Origin of the sequence: Streptomyces sp. NBC_00075, assembly GCF_045041225.1 — a bacterium.
Lineage (GTDB): Bacteria > Actinomycetota > Actinomycetes > Streptomycetales > Streptomycetaceae > Streptomyces > Streptomyces adonidis.
On record NZ_CP108243.1, the window covers coordinates 6,025,861 to 6,044,709 of the forward strand.

An 18,849-nucleotide genomic window follows, 5' to 3' on the forward strand; every position below is an offset into this window, starting at 1 on the left:
CCCACGTAACCTCTTCCTGTGCCCGTCCCCCGCCTGCATCGCGTCGCCGTTCTTGTGCTCGAGGGTGCTAAGCCACTCGATGTCGGGATTCCCGCGCAGGTCTTCTCGACCCGCGCGAGCATGCCGTACGAGGTGCGGGTGTGCGGGGCGGCGCCGGGTCCGGTGACCGGCGGCGACGGTCTCGCGTACTACGTCGCCGACGGCCTCGACGCGCTCGCGTGGGCCGACATCGTCTTCGTGCCCGGTTATCGGTTCCCGGACCGCGACGATCCGCCGCAGGCCGTCGTCGACGCGCTGATCGCCGCCCACGCGCGCGGTGCGCGGCTCGCCGCCATCTCGACCGGCGCCTTCGCGCTCGCCGCCACGGGCCTGCTCGACGGCAGGCGTGCCACCACGCACTGGCACTACACGCGGGCACTCATGGCCAGGCACCCGCTCGTCCAGGTCGACGAGAACGTGCTGTTCGTCGACGAGGGCAGCGTGCTCACCTCGGCCGGCGCCGCCTCCGGCATCGACCTGTGCCTGCACATCCTGCGCGGCGACCTCGGCGTGGCCGCGTCCAACCACGCGGCCCGGCGGCTGGTCGCGGCCCCCTACCGCAGCGGCGGCCAGGCCCAGTACGTGCCCCGCAGCGTCCCCGAGCCGCTCGGCGAGCGGTTCGCCGACACCCGCGAGTGGGCGCTGCACCGGCTCGGCGAGCCCCTCACCCTCGACATACTGGCGCGACAGGCGGGCGTCTCGCCGCGTACGTTCTCCCGGCGCTTCGTCGAGGAGACCGGCTACACGCCGATGCAGTGGGTGATGCGGGCCCGGATCGACCTGGCCCGCGAACTGCTGGAGCGCTCCGAGCGCGGTGTCGAGCAGATCGCCGCCGACATCGGGCTCGGCACCGGCGCGAACCTGCGTCTGCACTTCCAGCGCATCCTCGGGACGACTCCGAGTGAGTACCGGCGCACGTTCACCCGAGGCGAGTGACCTACTCACATACGGGCATGGCGGGATCCTTTCGAACCATGGCGATCCCGCCACTGTCAGCGGCGCCGACCGCGCGCGAGCCTGGGGGCGAAGGGTCTGGACGGAAAGGGACACCACTCATGACTCGCATCGCCATCAACGGATTCGGCCGCATCGGACGCAATGTGCTGCGCGCCCTGCTGGAGCGCGACAGCGCCCTGGAGATCGTCGCCGTCAACGACCTCACCGAGCCCACCACCCTCGCCCGGCTGCTCGCCTTCGACAGCACGGCCGGCCGGCTCGGGCGCCCGGTGACCGTCGACGGGGACACCCTCGTCGTCGACGGCCGCCGGATCAAGGTGCTGGCCGAGCGCGAACCGGCGCAGCTGCCGTGGGCCGAACTCGGCGTCGACATCGTCCTGGAGGCCACCGGCCGCTTCACCTCGGCCAAGGCCGCCCGCGCCCACCTCGACGCGGGCGCGCGCAAGGTGCTCGTCAGCGCGCCCTCGGACGGCGCCGACGTCACGCTCGCGTTCGGGGTCAACTCCGACTCGTACGACCCGGCCGTGCACACGATCGTCTCGAACGCCTCCTGCACGACCAACGCGCTCGCGCCGCTGGCCAAGGTGCTCGACGACCTCGCCGGTATCGAGCACGGGTTCATGACGACGGTGCACGCCTACACGCAGGAGCAGAACCTCCAGGACGGTCCGCACCGCGACGCCCGTCGCGCCCGGGCCGCCGGCGTCAACATCGTGCCGACCACGACCGGCGCCGCCAAGGCGATCGGCCTGGTGCTGCCGAACCTCGACGGCAAGCTGTCGGGCGACTCGATCCGCGTACCGGTGCCGGTGGGCTCGATCGTCGAGCTGAACACGACCGTCGCCCGCGACGTGACCCGCGACGACGTGCTGACGGCGTACCGCACGGCGGCGGAGGGCCCGCTGGCAGGCGTCCTCGAATACTCGGAGGACCCGCTGGTGTCGTCGGACATCGTGGGCAACCCGGCCTCGTCGATCTTCGACTCGGCCCTCACCCGAGTCGAGGGCCGTCACGTCAAGGTGGTCGCCTGGTACGACAACGAGTGGGGCTTCTCGAACCGTGTGATCGACACGCTCGAACTCCTCGCCACCGGCTGACGGGACGCAGTCACTTCTCTCGAGGGCTCTGGTCGACCGGTCTGGTCGGCCAGGGCTGTCAGGCTCTCAGCCGGGCGGCAGCGCGCCGAGAACGGCCGCGAGGCTGTACGGGTCACGGCGGGCGATGTTGTGCCCGACGGGAATCTCGTGAACCCGCCAGCCCGGGTCGTCGCGCAGCCGTTCGGTCAGGGCCACGAACGGGCTGCCCGCCCACGCGCCACCACTGATGTACGTCCGGCCGAGGGCGGGGCCGGGACTGCCTCCCAGCCTGATCGACTGGACGAAGCTCGGCATGGGATGCGGTCGCGCACGAGGGTCGAGCCCCTCGGGCACCGCGACCCATCGACCGTCGGCACGGGCGCCAGCTATGAACGACTCCCGGAAGCTGTCGCTGGTCAAGGACCAGCACGAATCCCCGTCGTCCGGGACATAGGCGTCGATGAAGACGAGCTGATCGAGGCGGTCGCCGAGCCGATCCGCGACACCGGCGATCACCATCCCGCCGTAACTGTGCCCGCACAGCGCGAGGGGGGTTCCGTCGCTCCGGTCGACGATCTCGGCCACCTGGTCGATATGGGTGTCGAGGTTCGGCGGACGGTCCACATCGACCGGGCCGTCCAACTCCAGCCCCGACAGCGTCACCGCCTCGACGTGATGCCCGCCCCGGCGCAACTCGGCGGCCACCGAGTCGAACACCCACCCGCCCTGCCAACCCCCGGGCACCATCACGAACTTCACCGCGCCATCGTAGGCCAGACAGAACCGGACGAGTCCGGCTGGTAGGCAGGGGAGCGACGACCCCAGCCGACAGGGGCCGAGCGTCCCGTCGGTGGTCGGGTGAGGGTGGCGGTCACGGTGGTGGGAGGCGGGGGTCGCGTCGGTGGTCGGGTGAGGTTGGCGACGACGGCGGTAGGAGCCGAGCGTCCCGCTGACGGCTAGGTGAGGGTGGCGGTCACGGTGGCAGGAGGCGAGGGTCGCGCCGGTGGCCGGGTGAGGTTGGCGACGACGGTGGCAGGGGCCGAGCGTTCCGCCGACGGCCGGGCGATCTTGGCGGTCACGGCGTCGAGGCCCCGCTCCAGGTCGGTCGCGAACGATGTCCCGGCGTCCATGTCCGTGCCGTCGTACACGGCCGTGGCCGGCGCCGGGAAGCGGCCTGTGGCCGGCATGCCAGCCGTCACCTGCGGGCCGGAGGCGTGCTGCCGGTCGAGCTTGGACAGACCCGTCGCGCGCTCGGCCCGCAGGTTCGCGGTCTCCCGCCTCATCGCGCCGATGACGTAGGCGCTGACGGTCTCCACGGCACGGCGCGCATGACGGTGTCGAGGTCGGCGAGCCCGTCGAGGGCGGCCGGCTCGGCCTCGGTCACGGCGAGCCCGTTCGGACCCGGGGTCGGGCGACCGCCAAGCACGTCGGCCATCCATACGGGACGGAGAGCGGCGACCTGCCTGGTGCGCCGGGCGAGGACGCGCAACGCCTCCCGCCCGTCACCGGGCTGCTCCTCGGGGTGGATCTCGGGCGTGGCCCCATCACGAACAGCCGCCCGGACAAGGCGCGTTGGCCACAAGCAGGCGTCAAGCAGGCGTCAAGCAGGCGTTACGCAGGCGTCCCGGCCCGCGAGGCGCGCTCGGTCAGGACCGCGCGGTCCTGAACGCGAGATACCGGCTGAAGGCTTCGTGGCTGTCGGGGGTGAAGGGCCACTCCAGCAGGGCCGACCGCAGCTCCGGCTCGGTCAGCCGGCCATGCCAGGCGACCTCATCAGGATCGGCGGCCACGGCCTCTGGCACCACGGCTTCGTGCACGCCGAGCCAGTGAGGGCTCAGACCGCTGCGGTTGAGGAACGTGAACAGCAGGCGCGGCTGCACACGGACGCCCAGCTCTTCGGCCAGCTCCCGCGCGGCGGCCCGTTCATAGGACTCACCGACACCCACGGCGCCACCGACCACGACCTCGTACAGCCCGGGGAAGCGCGACAGCTGCTCCGACCGCCGGTGAACGAGGATCCGCCCACGCTCATCACGACACACCGTCACGGCGACCCGGTGCAGCCAACCCTCCCGGACGGCCTGCCGACGGCTGACCACCACCCCCAGCACACGATCCTGATCGTCGACCCGCTCCACCAGTTCGTCCACGACGCACACCCTGGCAGGGCCCACTGACAACGCCGCCTCTGCCGACCGGAGCGCCCAGCCGCAGTGGCGTAGCGCACTTTTGCAAGCGCCTGCTTGCAATAGTTAGCAACGGTGCGGCAAGCTGGACTCATGGCATCGCTCAACGTCGGCAATCTTGGTGAGTATCTGCGTGAACAGCGGCGCACCGCGCAGCTGTCGCTCAGGCAGCTCGCCGATGCCGCCGGGGTGTCCAATCCGTATCTGAGCCAGATCGAGCGCGGGCTGCGCAAGCCGAGCGCGGAGGTGTTGCAGCAGGTCGCCAAGGCGCTGCGGATCTCCGCCGAGACGCTGTACGTCCGGGCCGGCATCCTCGACGCCGAGCGTGACCGGGTCGATGTGGAGACGCGTGCCGTCATCCTCGCCGATCCGACCCTCAACGAACGGCAGAAGCAGGTGCTGCTTCAGATCTACGAGTCCTTCCGCAGGGAGAACGGGTTCGAGATCGCCGATCCGGACAGCGCGCCGGCCTCGATGGACGTCCCTGTGCCGGACGTTCCGGACACCGACGCGGATACAGCGGATGCAGCGGACACGGCGGATCCGGACGAACACATAGGCACCGGCAGCGACGCCGACGCCGACCCGCAACAGACGGCCAGTTGATGCAGTTGATGAGCTGATGCATGTGCAGCACGTGAGACCGGCCCGACGTTCGCCGCAACCCAAAACCCTCAGCCCCAAGCAACCCGGGAGGACCATCACCATGGCCATCACCGACGACCTGCGCAAGACCTTCAGCGACCCCACCCCGTTCTACTTCGCCGCCGGCACCGCCGACCTCGCCCTTCAGCAGGCCAAGAAGGTCCCCGGTCTGGTCGAGCAGCTGCGTACCGAGGCGCCGGCCCGGATCGAGGCCGTCCGCGGCACCGACCCGAAGGCGGTCCAGGAGAAGGCCGCCGCCCGTGCCAAGGAGGCGCAGGAGAAGGCCGCCCTCCGTGCCAAGGAGGCGCAGGAGACCATCCAGACCAAGGTCGGCGAGTTCATCGGCACGCTGGACGGCGACCTGAAGAAGCTCGGCTCCACGATCGACGCCGACCTCAAGAAGCTCGGCGAGAGCGCCCAGGACCTCGCCCTGCGCGGTGTCGGCGTCGCCGCCGAGTACGCCGTGAAGGCGCGCGAGACGTACGAGAAGGTCGCCGAGCACGGCGAGCAGGCCGTGAAGACCTGGCGCGGCGAGGCCGCCGAGGAGATCGAGGAACTGGCCGTCGCCGTCGAGCCGAAGTCCGAGCCGAAGGCCGAGTCGGCCGAGGTCAAGACGGCGACCGCGGAGACGACGCCCGCCCCCGTCGAGGCCAAGGCCGCGCCCGCCCCGGCGAAGAAGACCGCCGCCAAGAAGGCCCCGGCCCGCAAGCCGGCCGCCAAGAAGACGACTCCGCCCGCCAAGTAGGCAGAGCCGAGCGGGTGAAACCGCGTGTACGGGGACGGGTCGGGCACTCCATGCGTGCCCGGCCCGTTCTCCGGGTAGCGGGTTTGCGGATACGGGTACGGTGACCGCAGATACGAACTGACGGACTTGGTGGTGGACGTTGTGCTGATGCAGGGGTTCGCAGGGTTCATGTGGCTGCTGAGCGTGGCCCTGATCGTTTTCAGCGGCTTCGCGCTGATCGACGCCGCCGTGCGCCGCGAGGACGCCTACCGGGCGGCGGACAAGAAGACCAAGCCGTTCTGGCTGATCGTCCTGGCCCTCGCCTTCGTGGTGAACCTGATCTTCAACATCCTGTCGTTCCTGCCGATCATCGGCCTGGTCGCGACGATCGTGTACATGGTCGACGTACGCCCGGCCCTGCGCGGTCTCCCGGGCGGTGGCCGCAGCCGCAGGGGCGGCGGCTCCAGCAGCGACGGCCCGTACGGCCCCTACAACGGCGGCCGCTGAAGCCCGAGGGCTACGCCACTCGGTCCAGCAGCAGTACGGCCAGGTCGTCCGTCAGCTCCCCGCCGTTCAGTCTGCGCACCTCGCTCACGGCCGCCCGGAGCAGCTTCTCGCCGCGCAGGCCCTGGGCCAGCTGACGGCGGATCATCGCCACCATGCCGTCCTGGCCGAGCCGTTCCCGCCCCTCGCCGACATGGCCCTCGATCAGGCCGTCCGTGTAGAGCATCAGCGTCCACTCGGCCCCCAACTGCACCTGCGTACGGGGCCAGCGCGCCCCCGGCAGCAGCCCCAGCGCGGGGCCGTTGTTGTCGAACGGCAGCAGTTCCGCCACAGCGGATTCCGAGGGCCCCGTAGACCCCGTAGACCCCGTAGACCCCGTAGACCCAGAAGACCCCGAAGACCCCGAAGGCACGGGCGCCGGGCGCACCAGCAGCGGGGCCGGGTGGCCGGCCAGGCACAGGCCCGCGCTGCGGCCGTCCGGCGCGATGTCGACCGTACAGAGCGTCGCGAAGATCTCGTCGTTCTCGCGCTCGTGCTCCAGGACCTGCTGGAGCGTGCCCAGCAGCGCGTCGCCGCACAGGCCCGCCAACGTCAGCGCGCGCCACGCGATCCGTAGCTCCACACCGAGCGCCGCCTCGTCCGGGCCGTGCCCGCACACATCGCCGATCATCGCGTGGACCGTGCCGTCGGGCGTACGGACCGTGTCGTAGAAGTCGCCGCCGAGCAGCGCGCGGGAGCGGCCGGGGCGGTAGCGGGCGGCGAAGCGCAGCGAGGAGCCGTCGAGGAGCGGGGTGGGGAGCAGGCCGCGTTCGAGGCGGGCGTTCTCCTGGGCCCGCAGTCGGGACTCGGTGAGCCGGCGTTCGGCCTTGTCGGAACGTTTCCTCTCCACCGCGTAGCGGATCGCGCGGCTCAGCAGCCGGCCGTCCAGCTCGTCGCGGAAGAGATAGTCCTGGGCGCCGACGCGCACGGCCTCCGCGCCGCGTTCGGCGTCGCCGGAGGCGGTGAGCGCGAGGACGGCGTGCCGGGGCGCGAGCCGCAGGACGTGCTTGAGCACCGCCAGCTCGTCGTCGTTGCCGTCCTCCGTGTGTGGGGGCGCGGGCAGCGCGAGGTCCAGCAGGATGCAGTGCACGTCGTCGGTGAGCAGCCGCTCGGCCTCGGTGAGGTTGCGGGCCGTACGGATACGGATCGGCTTGCCCGCGGCGTCGAGCAGCTCGGGCACGACGGGCGAGCCGCCCGGGTCGTCCTGGATCAGCAGCAGGGTCAGCTGCGTGCCGGTGCCGGTCCCGGCGGTGATCCCGGTCGCGCCGGCGGAGTCAGGGCCGGGTGTCGTCCCGGCGGAAGGGCCACGGGGGCCGGGGCCACCGGGAGCGCCTGCGGAGGGCGTTCCTCCGGGCACGGCGGGAGCCTGCGCCTGACCGTTCTCGACGGCCGGGATCGCTCTCTGCCGCGGTACGGGTACGGGCATCGTCGTGGGTTCCTTCCCTCCCCCCGAGGGCACGATGGGCGAGGGGTCTCGATCCACCGACCGGGACCATAGCGGTTGACGGGGCAGGAACGGAATGGTGGGGCGGCGCGTCGGCGGGGTGGCACAGGTGTCATATGCCGTGTTCCGTAACGCACTTGGGCACGGGGTTGCCCCTCAGGGGATGACGAATGTCACGTCCGCGGGAGGGGCTGAGGGCGCTCGTGGGTGCGGTGGGTCACGTGGGGCGGGTCACGCGCTGTACGGAATATGCCGTACGGCGTGAAAAGTTCCGTACGTGATGGTTCGCGGGGTCAGTTGGGCCGGACCACCCCGAGTATCGGCATCGACCCCGCTCCCGCGATCGTCACCGTCCGCCCCGGCCGCGGGGCGTGCACCATCGCGCCGTCGCCCACGTACATCGCGATGTGGCTCGCGTCGTCGAAGTAGACGATCAGGTCACCGGGGCGCATGTCCTCGACGTCGACGTGGGGAAGCTGCGCCCACTGCTGCTGCGAGGTGCGCGGGATGGTGACGCCGGCCGCCGCCCAGGCCGCCGAGGTCATCCCCGAACAGTCGAACGAGCCCGGACCCTCGGCGCCCCACTCGTACGGCTTGCCTATCTGGGCCGTCGCGAACTCCACGGCTTTCTTGCCCTGCGCGGTCGCCTTGCCGTCGATGTCGTCGAGGATGCCGGAGCTGAGCCAGGACGTCTGCGCCTTGTAGGCGGCCTCGCGCTCCAGCTCCGCGAGGCGTTCCTTCTCCTCCTTCTCCAGCTCGGACTCCAGCTTCTCGGCCGCCGCGATCTGCTCCTTGATCGTCTTCTGGGCGGCGGCCTTGGCCTTCCGGCCGGCCTCCAGCTTCGTCCACTGGGCCGAGGCGTCCTGCGTGTACTGCTCCAAGTCCTGCTGGGTGCGGGTCATTTCGGCGAGCAGGCCCGTGGTCGCCTTCTGGCCCTGCCGGACCCGGCTGACGCCCTCCAGCCAGGCCTGCGGATCGTCGCTGAGCCACAGCCGCGCCTCCGGCGGCAGGCCTCCGGAGCGGTACTGGGCGCGGGCGGCGGCACCCGCGCGGTCCTTCAACTCGGCCAGCCGCTCCTGCCCCTTGACGATCTCCCGGGCCAGCTCGACGATCTCGGTGGACTGGCGCTCGGTCTCCTCCTCCGCCGCGTTGTACGCGTCCGTGGCGACCGCGGCGTCGTGGTAGAGCTTCTCCAGCCGCTTGCGTACGGCTTCCAGGTCCTTGTTCGGCGGCAGCGTCACGCTCGGGGTCGTCGTGGGCGACGGGGTCGGTGCCGGAGCCGCGAACGCGGTGCCCGCTCCGCCGAGGACGGTGACCGCGCAGACCAGTCCCACGGCTGCCGCGCCCCAAATCCGCTTGCCGGCTCCCATTCCCCGTACCCCCGAACCTTTCGCCCACTTGATTAACCGTCAGTAACTTACGGACGCCTGGGGATGGTGACATGTCACCGCGAAAAGAAACAGGCCTCCGGCGAGGTGCCTGCCCCTCCCTTGTCCTCCGCATGTGTGACGAACGAGGTACGGAGATCGTTGCCCGTGATTCGTGAGCAATTTGGGGCGCCAGGGAAGTAATCAAATATGCCAAAAGGTAGCTAAAGTGGCGCCAACGCCCCCCACTCCACGGTCACTTCCCCCTGCCGCCACCGCGCCGGCCCGTCCAGCACGGGCCAGTCCGCCGTCAGGTCCCGCACCGCCCGGATCCAGCGCTGGCGTGCCCCGTACGAGGCGTAGGGCGCCGCCGCTGCCCACGCGCGGTCGAAGTCGCGCAGGAAGGCGTGCACCGGTTCGCCGGGGATGTTGCGGTGGATGAGGGCCTTCGGGAGGCGCTCGGCGAGGTCGGAGGGGCGGTCCAGGGAGCCGAGCCGGGCCGCGAAGGTGACCGTGCGCGGCCCTTCCGGTCCGAGGGCGACCCACACGTGCCGCCGCCCGATCTCGTCGCACGTCCCCTCGACGAGCAGCCCGCCCCCGGGGACTTCGGTGACCGGCGCGAGCCGGGCGCACAGCCGCGCCCAGACGCCGGCGACCTCGCCCTCCTCGTACTGCCGCAGCACGTTCGCCGCGCGGATCAGCGCCGGCCGTTCCGGGACCGGGATCTCGAAGCCGCCGTGCCGGAAGACGAGCCCCTCGCGCTCGTACGGTTTCGCCGCCGCGACCCGCGCCGGTTCGATCTCGACGCCCACCACGCGCGCGCGTGGCGCCACGGTACGCAGCCGCGCGAGCAGCTCGACGGCCGTCCAGGGCGCGGCGCCGTACCCGAGGTCGACCGCGACGGGGGAGGGGGTGCGGCGGAGCGCGGCGCCGTGCGTGGCCGCGATCCAGCGGTCCATCCGGCGCAGGCGGTTGGGGTTGGTCGTCCCGCGTGTGACTGTTCCCAAGGGTCGGGGCGTCGATGTGCGGGCAGCCATGGATACGAGGGTAAGGGGTGGCCAGGTATCGAACGGTTGAGCGTAAAGGGTAATGATTGGGTAAAGAGGAAATGGGTTGCGTTCTTCTGGCGTTGACCCTTCGGACCTCTGTCGGACCTTTGGGAAAAGAGATCCGCGCAGGACGGCAGGAGAACGAGGCTGGAGGAGGAACGCCACGTGAGCCAGTACATCGGCAGGCTGGGGCGCCGTCGCAGGCCCCGCCGCGTCGCCATGCTCTCCGTGCACACCTCCCCCCTTCATCAGCCCGGCACCGGCGACGCCGGCGGGATGAACGTCTACATCGTCGAGCTGGCGCAGCGCCTCGCCGCGATCAACATCGAGGTCGAGATCTTCACCCGGGCCACCACGGGCACCCTCCCCCCGGCCGTCGAGCTGGCCCCCGGTGTCCTCGTCCGGCACGTCGACGCGGGCCCCTACGAAGGCCTCGCCAAGGAGGACCTCCCGGCCCAGCTGTGCGCCTTCACCCACGGCGTCATGCAGGCCTGGGCCGGCAACCGCCCCGGCTACTACGACCTCGTCCACTCGCACTACTGGCTCTCCGGCCACGTCGGCTGGCTCGCCGCGCAGCGCTGGGGCACCCCCCTGGTGCACGCCATGCACACCATGGCCAAGGTCAAGAACGCCGCCCTGGCCGACGGCGACAACCCCGAACCAGCCGCCCGCGTCATCGGCGAGATGCAGGTCGTGGCCGCCGCCGACCGGCTCGTCGCCAACACCGCCGAAGAGGCCGACGAACTCGTACGCCACTACGACGCCGACCCCCGCAAGGTCGCCGTCGTCCACCCGGGCGTCAACCTCGACCGCTTCTCCCCGGCCGACGGCCGCGCCGCCGCCCGCGCCCGCCTCGGCCTCCCGCAGGACGCCCTGATCCCCCTCTTCGCGGGCCGCATACAGCCCCTGAAGGCCCCCGACGTGCTGCTCCGCGCGGTCGCCGTCCTCCTGGACGAGCGCCCCGAGCTGCGCTCCCGGATCGTCGTCCCCGTCGTCGGCGGCCCGAGCGGCAGCGGCCTGGCCAGGCCGGAGGGCCTACAGAAACTCGCCGCCCGGCTGGGCATCGCGGACGTCGTGCGCTTCCGCCCGCCGGTCGGCCAGGAGCAGCTCGCGGACTGGTTCCGGGCGGCGTCCGTCCTGGTCATGCCGTCCTACAGCGAATCGTTCGGCCTGGTGGCGATAGAGGCGCAGGCGGCGGGCACACCGGTCCTGGCGGCAGCGGTGGGCGGCCTCCCGGTGGCGGTGGCGGAAGGACGTACGGGATTCCTCGTACAAGGCCACGATCCGGCCGCCTACGCGCGCGTGCTGCGCGATTTCGCCGACGACGAGACCCTGTCGGCCCGGATGGGCGAGACGGCGGCCCGGCACGCGAAACGTTTCGGCTGGGATGCCTCGGCGGCGGCCACGGCGGACGTCTACACGGCCGCGATGCAGGCCCACAGGCGTCGCGTACGCTCGCTGCATGGCTGATGCGGCGTCGATCATCGAACAGGTCCTCACCGAGGCGGACCTGGAGTGGGAGAGCCCGAACCCCGGCAACTACGTCGTAAAGCTCCCGGGCACCCGCAAGTTGTCGACGACGGTCTCACTCCTGGTCGGCAAGCACTCCCTCTCCCTGAACGCGTTCGTGATCCGCCACCCCGACGAGAACGAACCGGGCGTCCACCGCTGGCTCCTGGAACGCAACCTCAAGCTGTACGGCGTGAGTTACGCGGTGGACCGCCTGGGCGACGTCTACGTCACCTCCAAGCTGCCTCTCTCCGCGATCACCCCGGAGGAGATCGACCGTCTGCTCGGCTCGGTCCTGGAGGCGGCCGACGGCGGCTTCAACACCCTGCTGGAGCTGGGTTTCGCGTCGGCGATCCGCAAGGAGTACGCCTGGCGCGTGTCCCGGGGCGAGTCGACCCGCAACCTGGACGCGTTCGCCCACCTGACCCGGCGTCCTACGACGGACTGACGTCTCCTACGGACCGACTCCGCCGCTGAGCCGGTAGCGCCCGGGCGGCACACCCACCAACTTCTTGAAGTGCCGCGTGAGATGCGCCTGGTCGTAGAACCCGGTGGCGGCGGCGACCTCGCCGGGAGCCTGCCCGTCGAGCAGCAGCCGCCGGGCGCGCTCGACCCGCCGCGCGGTCAGATACTGATGCGGCGGCATCCCGAAGGCCGCACTGAACGCCCGTACGAGATGCGCGGGATGCGCGTGCACGAGCCGCGCGGCCTCGTCGAGCGCGATCCCGCCGACGAGCCGCTCGTCGAGCAGCTCGCGCAACTGCCGGGCGAGCGGCGGATCGGCGCGCGGAGGACGAGGGGGTACGTCCGTCGCCCGCAACCGCGTACGCAGCCGCTCCGCGACAAGCGCCAGCCGACTGGCCGCCTCGAACTCCTCCCCGGCCTGCACGAGCGCCCCGTGCAACTGCCCGACGCGCAGCCGCAGCAGGGGATCGCGCAGATCGGGCCGGTCGACGGCGGCCCCGATGAACTCGTCGCCGAGATGCGTGGAGTCGAGATACAGCACCCGCTTGCGGAACCCGTCCGGAGTGGCGGCCGACCCGTTGTGCGGCACATGCGGCGGCAACAGGGTCACGGTGTCGTGCGGGGTACCGCGCTCATGCCGGTCGAGGTCGTACCGTACGGCGCCGTCGTCGACGATGAGCAGCGTCCAGGTGTCGTGTACGTGCATCGGGTACGCGTACTCGGTGAAGTGGGCGTGGAAGACCTCGACGACGCCCGTCACGGCCGGGCGCCAGGCGGAGACTTCCTGCCGGGTGGCCATGCAAAGAACGTACAAGACGGGATCGTACGGGACTCGGCAGTCTCGAAGCATGAGCACAGAGACCCCCGCGGGCACCGCCCCCACCCCCGCTCCGACCCGCTTCGACACGAAGATCGCCGTCCTGCTGCGCGAGGACCTGGAGCCCTGGCAGCGCCTGAACGTGACGGCGTTCCTGGTCAGCGGCCTGGGGACGACGGTCCCAGAGGTGATCGGCGAGCCCTACGAGGACGGAGACGGAGTGCGCTACCTTCCGATGTTCCGCCAGCCGGTCCTGGTCTTCGAGGCGACGAAGGAGACGCTGACCGCCGCCCACGCGCGCGTGCTGTCCCGTTCCCTCCCGCGCGCGGTGTTCACCGGCGACCTCTTCGCCACGGGCAACGACCACGACAACCGGGCGGCGGTACGGGCCGTACGGACCGGGGAGCTGGATCTGGTGGGGCTCGCGGTGTACGGGCCGAAGAACGCGGTGGACAAGGTGATCAAGGGGTCGCGGATGCACCCGTGACGGTGTCGGCGGGCGCGGGTTTCTCGCTTGCGTCCTGCACCGGTTCCTCCTCGGGAACCCGCCCCATCAGCGCCCAGTACCCCACCCCCGCCACCGTCCCCACGACCGCGCACAGCCCCCACAGCCACTCCGCGCCGAGGTGGTCGATGACGAAGCCGGACATCAGTGGGGCGACGAGGCCGGCGACCGACCAGGCCATCGTGTACATGCCCTGGTAGCGACCGCGGCCGTGCAGCGGGGACAGGCGGACGACCAGCCCGGTCTGGGTGGGCGCGTTGACGATCTCGGCCAGGGTCCAGACGCACACGGTGAGGATGAAGACGCCGACCGACCCGGCGAAGGCGGTGAGCCCGAACCCGTACCCGGCGAGCAGGGACGAGGCGAGCAGCAGCCGGCGGGCGTCCCGGTGTTCGATGAACCGGGTGACGGGGATCTGTAGCACGACCACCAGTACGCCGTTGACGGCGACGACCATCCCGAAGTCCGCCGGGGTGAACCCGGCCTCGCCCATCGCGATCGGCAGCCCGACCAGGCCCTGCTGGAAGATGAGCGCGACGAGGAAGGCCAGCCCGACGACGCTCATGAAGCGCCCGTCGCGCAGCACGGTCCCGAGCCCGACGGAGTCCTCCTCCGCCTGCTCGGCCTTCGTGGCCCGCGTCGGCCGTGACTCGGGCAGCTTCATGAAGATGATGACCGCGCAGGCCAGCGTCATCCCGGCCTCGACGAGGAACCCGGCGACGTAACTGACCTCGACGATGAAGCCGGCCCCGGCGGAGGAGACGGCGAAGCCGAGGTTGATGGCCCAGTAGTTCAAGGAGAAGGCGCGGACTCGGTCCTCGGGCCGCACGATGTCGGCCATCATCGCCTGGACTGCGGGCCGCGAGGCGTTGCTGGCCATGCCGACGAGAAAGGCGACGGCGGCGATGGCGACGGGGTCGTGCATGAACCCGAGCAGCGCCACGGAGAAGGCGGTGGACGACTGGGCGATGAGGAGAGTGGGCCGACGCCCCAGCCGGTCGGTCATGACACCGCCGCCGATCGACGACACCACCCCACCGAGCCCGTGGAGGGCTACGACGAGACCGGCGTACGAGGCGGAGTACCCGCCGTCGAGGGTCAGATAGATCGCCATGAACGTGGCGACGAAGGCCCCGAGCCGGTTGACGAGGGTGCTGGTCCACAGCCACCAGAACTCGCGGGGCAACCCGGAGACGGACTCTCGGGCGGCGCGTTTCAGGGCGGCGAGTGACACAGGGATCCCCCACGAACGTAAGCAGCACAGATGGTGGTGACAACTTACGAGCGTGCCTCTCGGAGGAGCCACTCAATTAACAGATCCCGTCAACTGTCCGGTTGCCGGGCGGCCGAGCAAGGGATCAGGACGTTCTATTACGCTCGGGGCATGGCCGACGCACCGTACAAGCTGATCCTCCTCCGCCACGGCGAGAGCGAATGGAACGCGAAGAACCTGTTCACCGGCTGGGTGGACGTCAACCTCACCGACAAGGGCGAGAAGGAGGCGGTCCGCGGCGGTGAGCTGCTCAAGGACGCCGGCCTGCTCCCCGACGTGCTCCACACCTCCCTCCAGAGGCGCGCGATCCGCACGGCCCAGCTGGCCCTGGAGTCCGCGGACCGCCACTGGATCCCCGTGCACCGCAGCTGGCGTCTGAACGAGCGCCACTACGGCGCCCTCCAGGGCAAGGACAAGGCCCAGACGCTCGCCGAGTTCGGCGAGGAGCAGTTCATGCTGTGGCGCCGCTCGTACGACACCCCGCCGCCGCCCCTCGAGGACGGCACGGAGTTCTCCCAGTCCGACGACCCGCGCTACGCGACGATCCCGCCGGAGCTGCGCCCGCGCACGGAGTGCCTGAAGGACGTCGTCGTCCGCATGCTCCCGTACTGGTACGACGGCATCGTCCCGGACCTGCTGGCGGGCCGTACGGTCCTGGTCGCGGCCCACGGCAACAGCCTCCGCGGCCTGGTCAAGCACCTCGACGGCATCTCCGACGAGGCGATCTCGGGCCTGAACATCCCGACGGGCATCCCGCTCGCGTACGAACTGGACGCCGACTTCAAGCCGGTGAAGCCGGGCGGTACCTACCTGGACCCGGACGCGGCTGCGGCGGCGATCGAGGCGGTCAAGAACCAGGGCAAGAAAAAGTAGGTTGCACGATCGTGCCCCCGACCTGCGCACACGGCGCGGATCGGGGGCATTTTCGTGGCCAGGGCCAGGCCGATCGGCAAGATTGCACAACCCCCCACCCGCCCCGTCAGTCTCACGCAGGTGAAGGCACCACCCGATTCACCTAACAGGGGAAACCACGCCATGCGCATACGCGCCACCGTCGCCACAGCTACCGCCGCTGCCCTCAGCGCCGCTCTGGCCGTCACCGCTCTCGCCGCCCCGGCGGCCGGGGCCGACCAGGACGACTCGGCCTCGAAGTTCTCGAACATCGACGTCAACCACGACTGGCAGGACTACACCGTCGGCGTCGAGGCCGCGAAGAAGAGGCTGATCCCGATCTCCACGACGGTCACCGACCCGTCCGGCATCAGGAGCGTGTCGGTCGAGCTGCGGCGCGGAGACGACCCGGAGAAGCCCGACGCGGTCATCACCGCGTCCGCCAACTGCCACGAGATCAACGAGATCACCTCCTGGTGCGAGGGACTCCTGACCGCCGACCCGAAGGTCAACCTCCACAGCAATGCCCTCGCCGGTCTCTGGTACTTGAGCTTCACGGCTGTGGACGGTGACGGAAACGTCACCCGCGCGGACGGCCTCTACGACCTCACCTCCTTCGCCCGCATCAAGCGCACGACCTACATGACCCAGACCGACGCCACCCCCGAGCCGGTGACGAAGGGCAAGAACCTCACGGTCAAGGCCCAGATGACCGTCGCCAGCTGGGAGACGAACAAGAACGTGCCCCTCATCGGGCACCAGGTGCTGCTCCAGTACCGCAAGGGCACGAGCGGCGCCTTCGTCACGCTGAAGAAGATCAAGACCGACCGCAACGGCTGGGCCAAGGCCACCGTGAAGGCGACGGCGGACGGCGCGTACCGCTACACCTTCGCGGGCACGAGCCTCACCCTGCCCGCGGCCGGCTGGACCGACTACGTCGACGTGAAGTGAGGCTCGGACGGGCCGGTGAGGTGACCGTCCCGGAAGCAGCAGCATGACGAAGGGCTCCGGCACGGTATGTGCGCCGGAGCCCTTCACTGTCGTACGAGACCCCCGTCAGCGTCCGGGGAACCCGGGGCCGCTGCTTCCTGGCGGCTCCGGCAGATTGGTCCGGGGCGAGGCGGGGGGCAGGCGCGGGTGGTCGGGGGAGATTCGCGATGGGCTCCGGTACCCGATCTCGGGCACGCGGGACTCGAGGCTGCTGCTGCTCGGCACACTGGGCACCCACGGCAGCCTGCGCCGGCGGGGGGCTTGCCGCGCGGGGAGGGTGACCGACTGAGACGGTGTGGGCGTCACCGAATCTCGCTCCGGGAGCGGCTCGACAGCCGGTGCGGGTGAGGGCGCTTCAGCGGCTGACGGCACGTAAGGCAGCTTGCGCCGGCTAGGGGTCTGCCGCGCGGGGACGGTGATCGACTGCCGCTTCCCGGGCGGATCGAGGGCCGGTGCGGGTGGGGTCCCCGGTTGCGCCCGGTTTCCGGTGGAGGCCGTGCGAGGCAGCTCGCCTGCGCGACGCTGCGGGCGCGAGGACGCTACGGGCTGCTGGGGGCCGACGACGCCCGGTGTGCGTGCCGGGGTTCCCCTGGCGGCCCTGCGAGGCAGGACGCGTTGAGAGGGCGTCGTCGGCTGCCGGGACGGTACGCGAGGTGGGGGCAGTGGCCCGTTTCCCGGGGCGCCGGGGGTCGTGGGGGCAACGCCCCGTACGGATCCGGTCGGCCTGGGAGAGGACGGTGGCGGCGTTCGTGGTGTCGGCGGTACCTGGGGCATCGGGTCTCGCGGCGCAGGGGGTTCCGTGCTGCGAAGTGTCTCCGGCCTTTTCGGCACCGACGGCCCGCTGGTTCCGGCGTGTGAGGTGCTCGGCTGCGGCACGCGCTCCGGTCGGGCGGCCGACCGCTCGGGCGTGGGCGCGGGGGGCGCGGTGCGGTCGCTGTTGGAGCCGGGCCGGCCGAACGCCTCATGAGACGCCGACGGGGTCTTCGGCTGAGACGGGGGCACCTGCCCTGGCCCGTTCGGGAGGGCGGCCGGGGCAGTCAGGGCGACCTGCGACTCCACCGGTTCCGGTACGCCGACGACCGGCGACGACACCAACTCCTTCCTGCACAGCGTCAGTTGACGTTGGAGGTTGATCCACCGCCACGCCGCCACAGCCTCCGCGAGCATCCTCGTCAGGTCGTCGATCAGGCCTACGAGGGGTACCGAGATCGCGTACACGAGGAGCTTTCCGAACGCCCGCGCCCAGAGCTGCTCCGCGTCCCCCGTCAGCGCGCTGACGCAGGCGGCCGTGACGGCGTCCGGGCCGCCCGTCAGGGTTCGTTGGACGGAGGCGGCGAAGAACAGCTCCGGCAGGTCGTGGCTCTTCCCCGGTCCCCCCGGGGTCCGCAGCTCGTCCAGTACCCCGATCACCGCGGCCCCCGCCTTGACCACCGCTCCGGGCGCCCACTGTCCGGGGTCACCGGGCGGCGGCTGCACTCCGGGGAGGAACGTCGCCAACTCCCCGTACGATCGCGCCACTTCGTACGCCAGCGCCGTCACGTCCCCGCCCGGCGCGGGCGTGGCCCGGTGTATCGCGATCAGGCGCTCCCGGGCCCAACCGGCCATCAGTTCCTGGTTGTTCACCCCGAACTCCCTCGTTCGTCGTGAACTCCCAGGTTCCTCCCACCGAACCCCTCGCGGGAGGGCGCACACCGGAGACACGGAAACCGCCGGCTGCGCGCAACGCGCCCCCTTACCGTCGGCGCACCACCCCACCGCTCAAGACCCTGCCCCGTGGTTCCCGCCGGTCTCGGCCAGGTGGTGGAAGGCCTGTGTGGTCCGGGGATGGGCGATCTCGTCCAGGAGGTGGCGCCAGTCGGGGTCGGCGACGGTGGGGTGGGCCCGGTCCCACGCGGTGAGCAGCGGGGCGAGATCGCTCTCGCGGGGGTCGCGGGGTACCTCGGCCGGGGATTCCTTCGTGGTGCTCGTCTGCGAGGGCAGCGTCCGCTTCATGGGGTCTCCCTTCCGGGGCGGACCGCGAGCCGGGCATCCGGTGCGCGGTCCGCCCGCGGAGTCACCGGGTTCTCACACCGTCAGCGGCACCGGATGGATCTCGTCGGCGAGATGACCGGCGCGCTCGTGGATGCGCTGGACCGCTTCCGCGGAGGGGGCCTCCGAGAGGCAGTAGACCGTGCCGGAGGCGGGGTCCGCCCAGGCCTTCTCGAAGTGGACCGACTCGTCCTTCTCTATGGCGAGGTCGGCGTTGTGGGCCTCACGCAGCTGGTCGGCCGTGATGCCCTTCATGTCGTGGTGGACGTCCATGAACCGGGGCATGGCGTCGCACCTCCTATCCCTGATCCGATCTGTGATCTTCTGGCGTACGGGGTGCC

At 71.0% G+C, this 18,849-nt stretch carries 19 protein-coding genes and 1 pseudogene; 10 read left to right on the plus strand and 10 right to left on the minus strand.

Going from position 1 to position 18,849, the window contains the following annotated elements; genetic code table 11:
* Nucleotides 1-18: 18 nt before the first annotated feature.
* Entirely contained in the window at nt 19-975 is a 957-nt protein-coding gene (locus OG787_RS26235; RefSeq protein WP_369035792.1) for a GlxA family transcriptional regulator, read from the plus strand.
* Between the two features lie 119 nt (nt 976-1,094).
* Nucleotides 1,095-2,093, plus strand: coding sequence for a type I glyceraldehyde-3-phosphate dehydrogenase (gene gap / locus OG787_RS26240; protein WP_235477149.1), 999 nt, complete (start codon nt 1,095-1,097; stop codon nt 2,091-2,093).
* A 66-nt stretch (nt 2,094-2,159) separates the two neighbouring features.
* Here gap and OG787_RS26245 read toward each other — a convergent pair whose 3' ends face one another.
* The 3 genes and pseudogenes from OG787_RS26245 to OG787_RS26255 all read right to left on the minus strand — a co-directional run bounded on the left by OG787_RS26245 (nt 2,160) and on the right by OG787_RS26255 (nt 4,222).
* A complete protein-coding gene (locus OG787_RS26245) occupies nt 2,160-2,831 on the minus strand; it encodes an alpha/beta fold hydrolase (protein ID WP_405536560.1) in 672 nt (223 codons plus the stop codon).
* Between the two features lie 290 nt (nt 2,832-3,121).
* A pseudogene (locus OG787_RS26250) lies at nt 3,122-3,603 on the minus strand (TetR/AcrR family transcriptional regulator C-terminal domain-containing protein); the annotation flags it as partial.
* Between the two features lie 115 nt (nt 3,604-3,718).
* Entirely contained in the window at nt 3,719-4,222 is a 504-nt protein-coding gene (locus OG787_RS26255) for an NUDIX domain-containing protein (protein ID WP_405536561.1), read from the minus strand.
* 129 nt (nt 4,223-4,351) lie between these two features.
* Between OG787_RS26255 and OG787_RS26260 the strand changes: the two genes are divergently transcribed.
* From OG787_RS26260 to OG787_RS26270, 3 genes are all read left to right on the plus strand, one after another.
* Complete coding sequence (locus OG787_RS26260; protein WP_405536562.1) at nt 4,352-4,864, plus strand: helix-turn-helix domain-containing protein; 513 nt, start codon at nt 4,352-4,354, stop codon at nt 4,862-4,864.
* A 100-nt stretch (nt 4,865-4,964) separates the two neighbouring features.
* On the plus strand, nt 4,965-5,648 hold the full coding sequence (locus OG787_RS26265; RefSeq protein ID WP_369035796.1) for a hypothetical protein: 684 nt from the start codon (nt 4,965-4,967) through the stop codon (nt 5,646-5,648).
* 147 nt (nt 5,649-5,795) lie between these two features.
* Nucleotides 5,796-6,134, plus strand: coding sequence for a DUF2516 family protein (locus OG787_RS26270; RefSeq protein ID WP_369035797.1), 339 nt, complete (start codon nt 5,796-5,798; stop codon nt 6,132-6,134).
* Nucleotides 6,135-6,144: 10 nt separating this feature from the next.
* On the opposite strand, the gene OG787_RS26275 is transcribed toward OG787_RS26270, so the two are convergent.
* The 3 genes from OG787_RS26275 to OG787_RS26285 form a co-directional block, all read right to left on the minus strand.
* Nucleotides 6,145-7,596, minus strand: a complete 1,452-nt coding sequence (locus OG787_RS26275; protein ID WP_405536563.1) for a PP2C family protein-serine/threonine phosphatase — start codon at nt 7,594-7,596, stop codon at nt 6,145-6,147.
* 311 nt (nt 7,597-7,907) lie between these two features.
* On the minus strand, nt 7,908-8,984 hold the full coding sequence (locus tag OG787_RS26280) for an NlpC/P60 family protein (RefSeq protein WP_405536564.1): 1,077 nt from the start codon (nt 8,982-8,984) through the stop codon (nt 7,908-7,910).
* Nucleotides 8,985-9,205: 221 nt separating this feature from the next.
* A complete protein-coding gene (locus OG787_RS26285) occupies nt 9,206-10,018 on the minus strand; it encodes a class I SAM-dependent methyltransferase (protein ID WP_405536565.1) in 813 nt (270 codons plus the stop codon).
* A gap of 177 nt (nt 10,019-10,195) precedes the next feature.
* Here OG787_RS26285 and mshA point away from each other — a divergent pair, with 177 nt between their 5' ends.
* Nucleotides 10,196-11,500, plus strand: a complete 1,305-nt coding sequence (gene mshA / locus OG787_RS26290; protein ID WP_405536566.1) for a D-inositol-3-phosphate glycosyltransferase — start codon at nt 10,196-10,198, stop codon at nt 11,498-11,500.
* Entirely contained in the window at nt 11,493-11,987 is a 495-nt protein-coding gene (locus OG787_RS26295) for a YbjN domain-containing protein (RefSeq protein ID WP_369035801.1), read from the plus strand. Before mshA ends, OG787_RS26295 begins: the two co-directional genes overlap by 8 nt.
* Nucleotides 11,988-11,993: 6 nt before the next feature.
* Here OG787_RS26295 and OG787_RS26300 read toward each other — a convergent pair whose 3' ends face one another.
* Entirely contained in the window at nt 11,994-12,803 is an 810-nt protein-coding gene (locus tag OG787_RS26300) for an AraC family transcriptional regulator (protein ID WP_369035802.1), read from the minus strand.
* A gap of 49 nt (nt 12,804-12,852) precedes the next feature.
* On the opposite strand from OG787_RS26300, the gene OG787_RS26305 reads away from it, so the two are divergent.
* Nucleotides 12,853-13,308 carry a DUF2000 family protein gene (locus tag OG787_RS26305; RefSeq protein ID WP_405536569.1) on the plus strand — a complete coding sequence of 152 codons (456 nt, stop codon included), beginning with the start codon at nt 12,853-12,855 and terminating at the stop codon, nt 13,306-13,308.
* Here the strand turns inward: OG787_RS26305 and OG787_RS26310 are convergent.
* Nucleotides 13,283-14,560, minus strand: coding sequence for an MDR family MFS transporter (locus OG787_RS26310; protein WP_369035804.1), 1,278 nt, complete (start codon nt 14,558-14,560; stop codon nt 13,283-13,285). The two genes, OG787_RS26305 and OG787_RS26310, sit on opposite strands and share 26 nt — an antisense overlap.
* A 150-nt stretch (nt 14,561-14,710) precedes the next feature.
* Here OG787_RS26310 and OG787_RS26315 point away from each other — a divergent pair, with 150 nt between their 5' ends.
* Both OG787_RS26315 and OG787_RS26320 read left to right on the plus strand, forming a co-directional pair.
* Complete coding sequence (locus OG787_RS26315) at nt 14,711-15,472, plus strand: phosphoglyceromutase (protein WP_235477178.1); 762 nt, start codon at nt 14,711-14,713, stop codon at nt 15,470-15,472.
* Nucleotides 15,473-15,634: 162 nt separating this feature from the next.
* Complete coding sequence (locus OG787_RS26320; RefSeq protein ID WP_405536570.1) at nt 15,635-16,441, plus strand: hypothetical protein; 807 nt, start codon at nt 15,635-15,637, stop codon at nt 16,439-16,441.
* A gap of 1,797 nt (nt 16,442-18,238) precedes the next feature.
* On the opposite strand, the gene OG787_RS26325 is transcribed toward OG787_RS26320, so the two are convergent.
* Complete coding sequence (locus tag OG787_RS26325; RefSeq protein ID WP_369035815.1) at nt 18,239-18,472, minus strand: hypothetical protein; 234 nt, start codon at nt 18,470-18,472, stop codon at nt 18,239-18,241.
* Between the two features lie 72 nt (nt 18,473-18,544).
* Nucleotides 18,545-18,793: an SCO4226 family nickel-binding protein gene (locus OG787_RS26330; RefSeq protein ID WP_369035816.1), complete on the minus strand. Its 249-nt coding sequence runs from the start codon at nt 18,791-18,793 to the stop codon at nt 18,545-18,547.
* Nucleotides 18,794-18,849 lie beyond the last annotated feature (56 nt).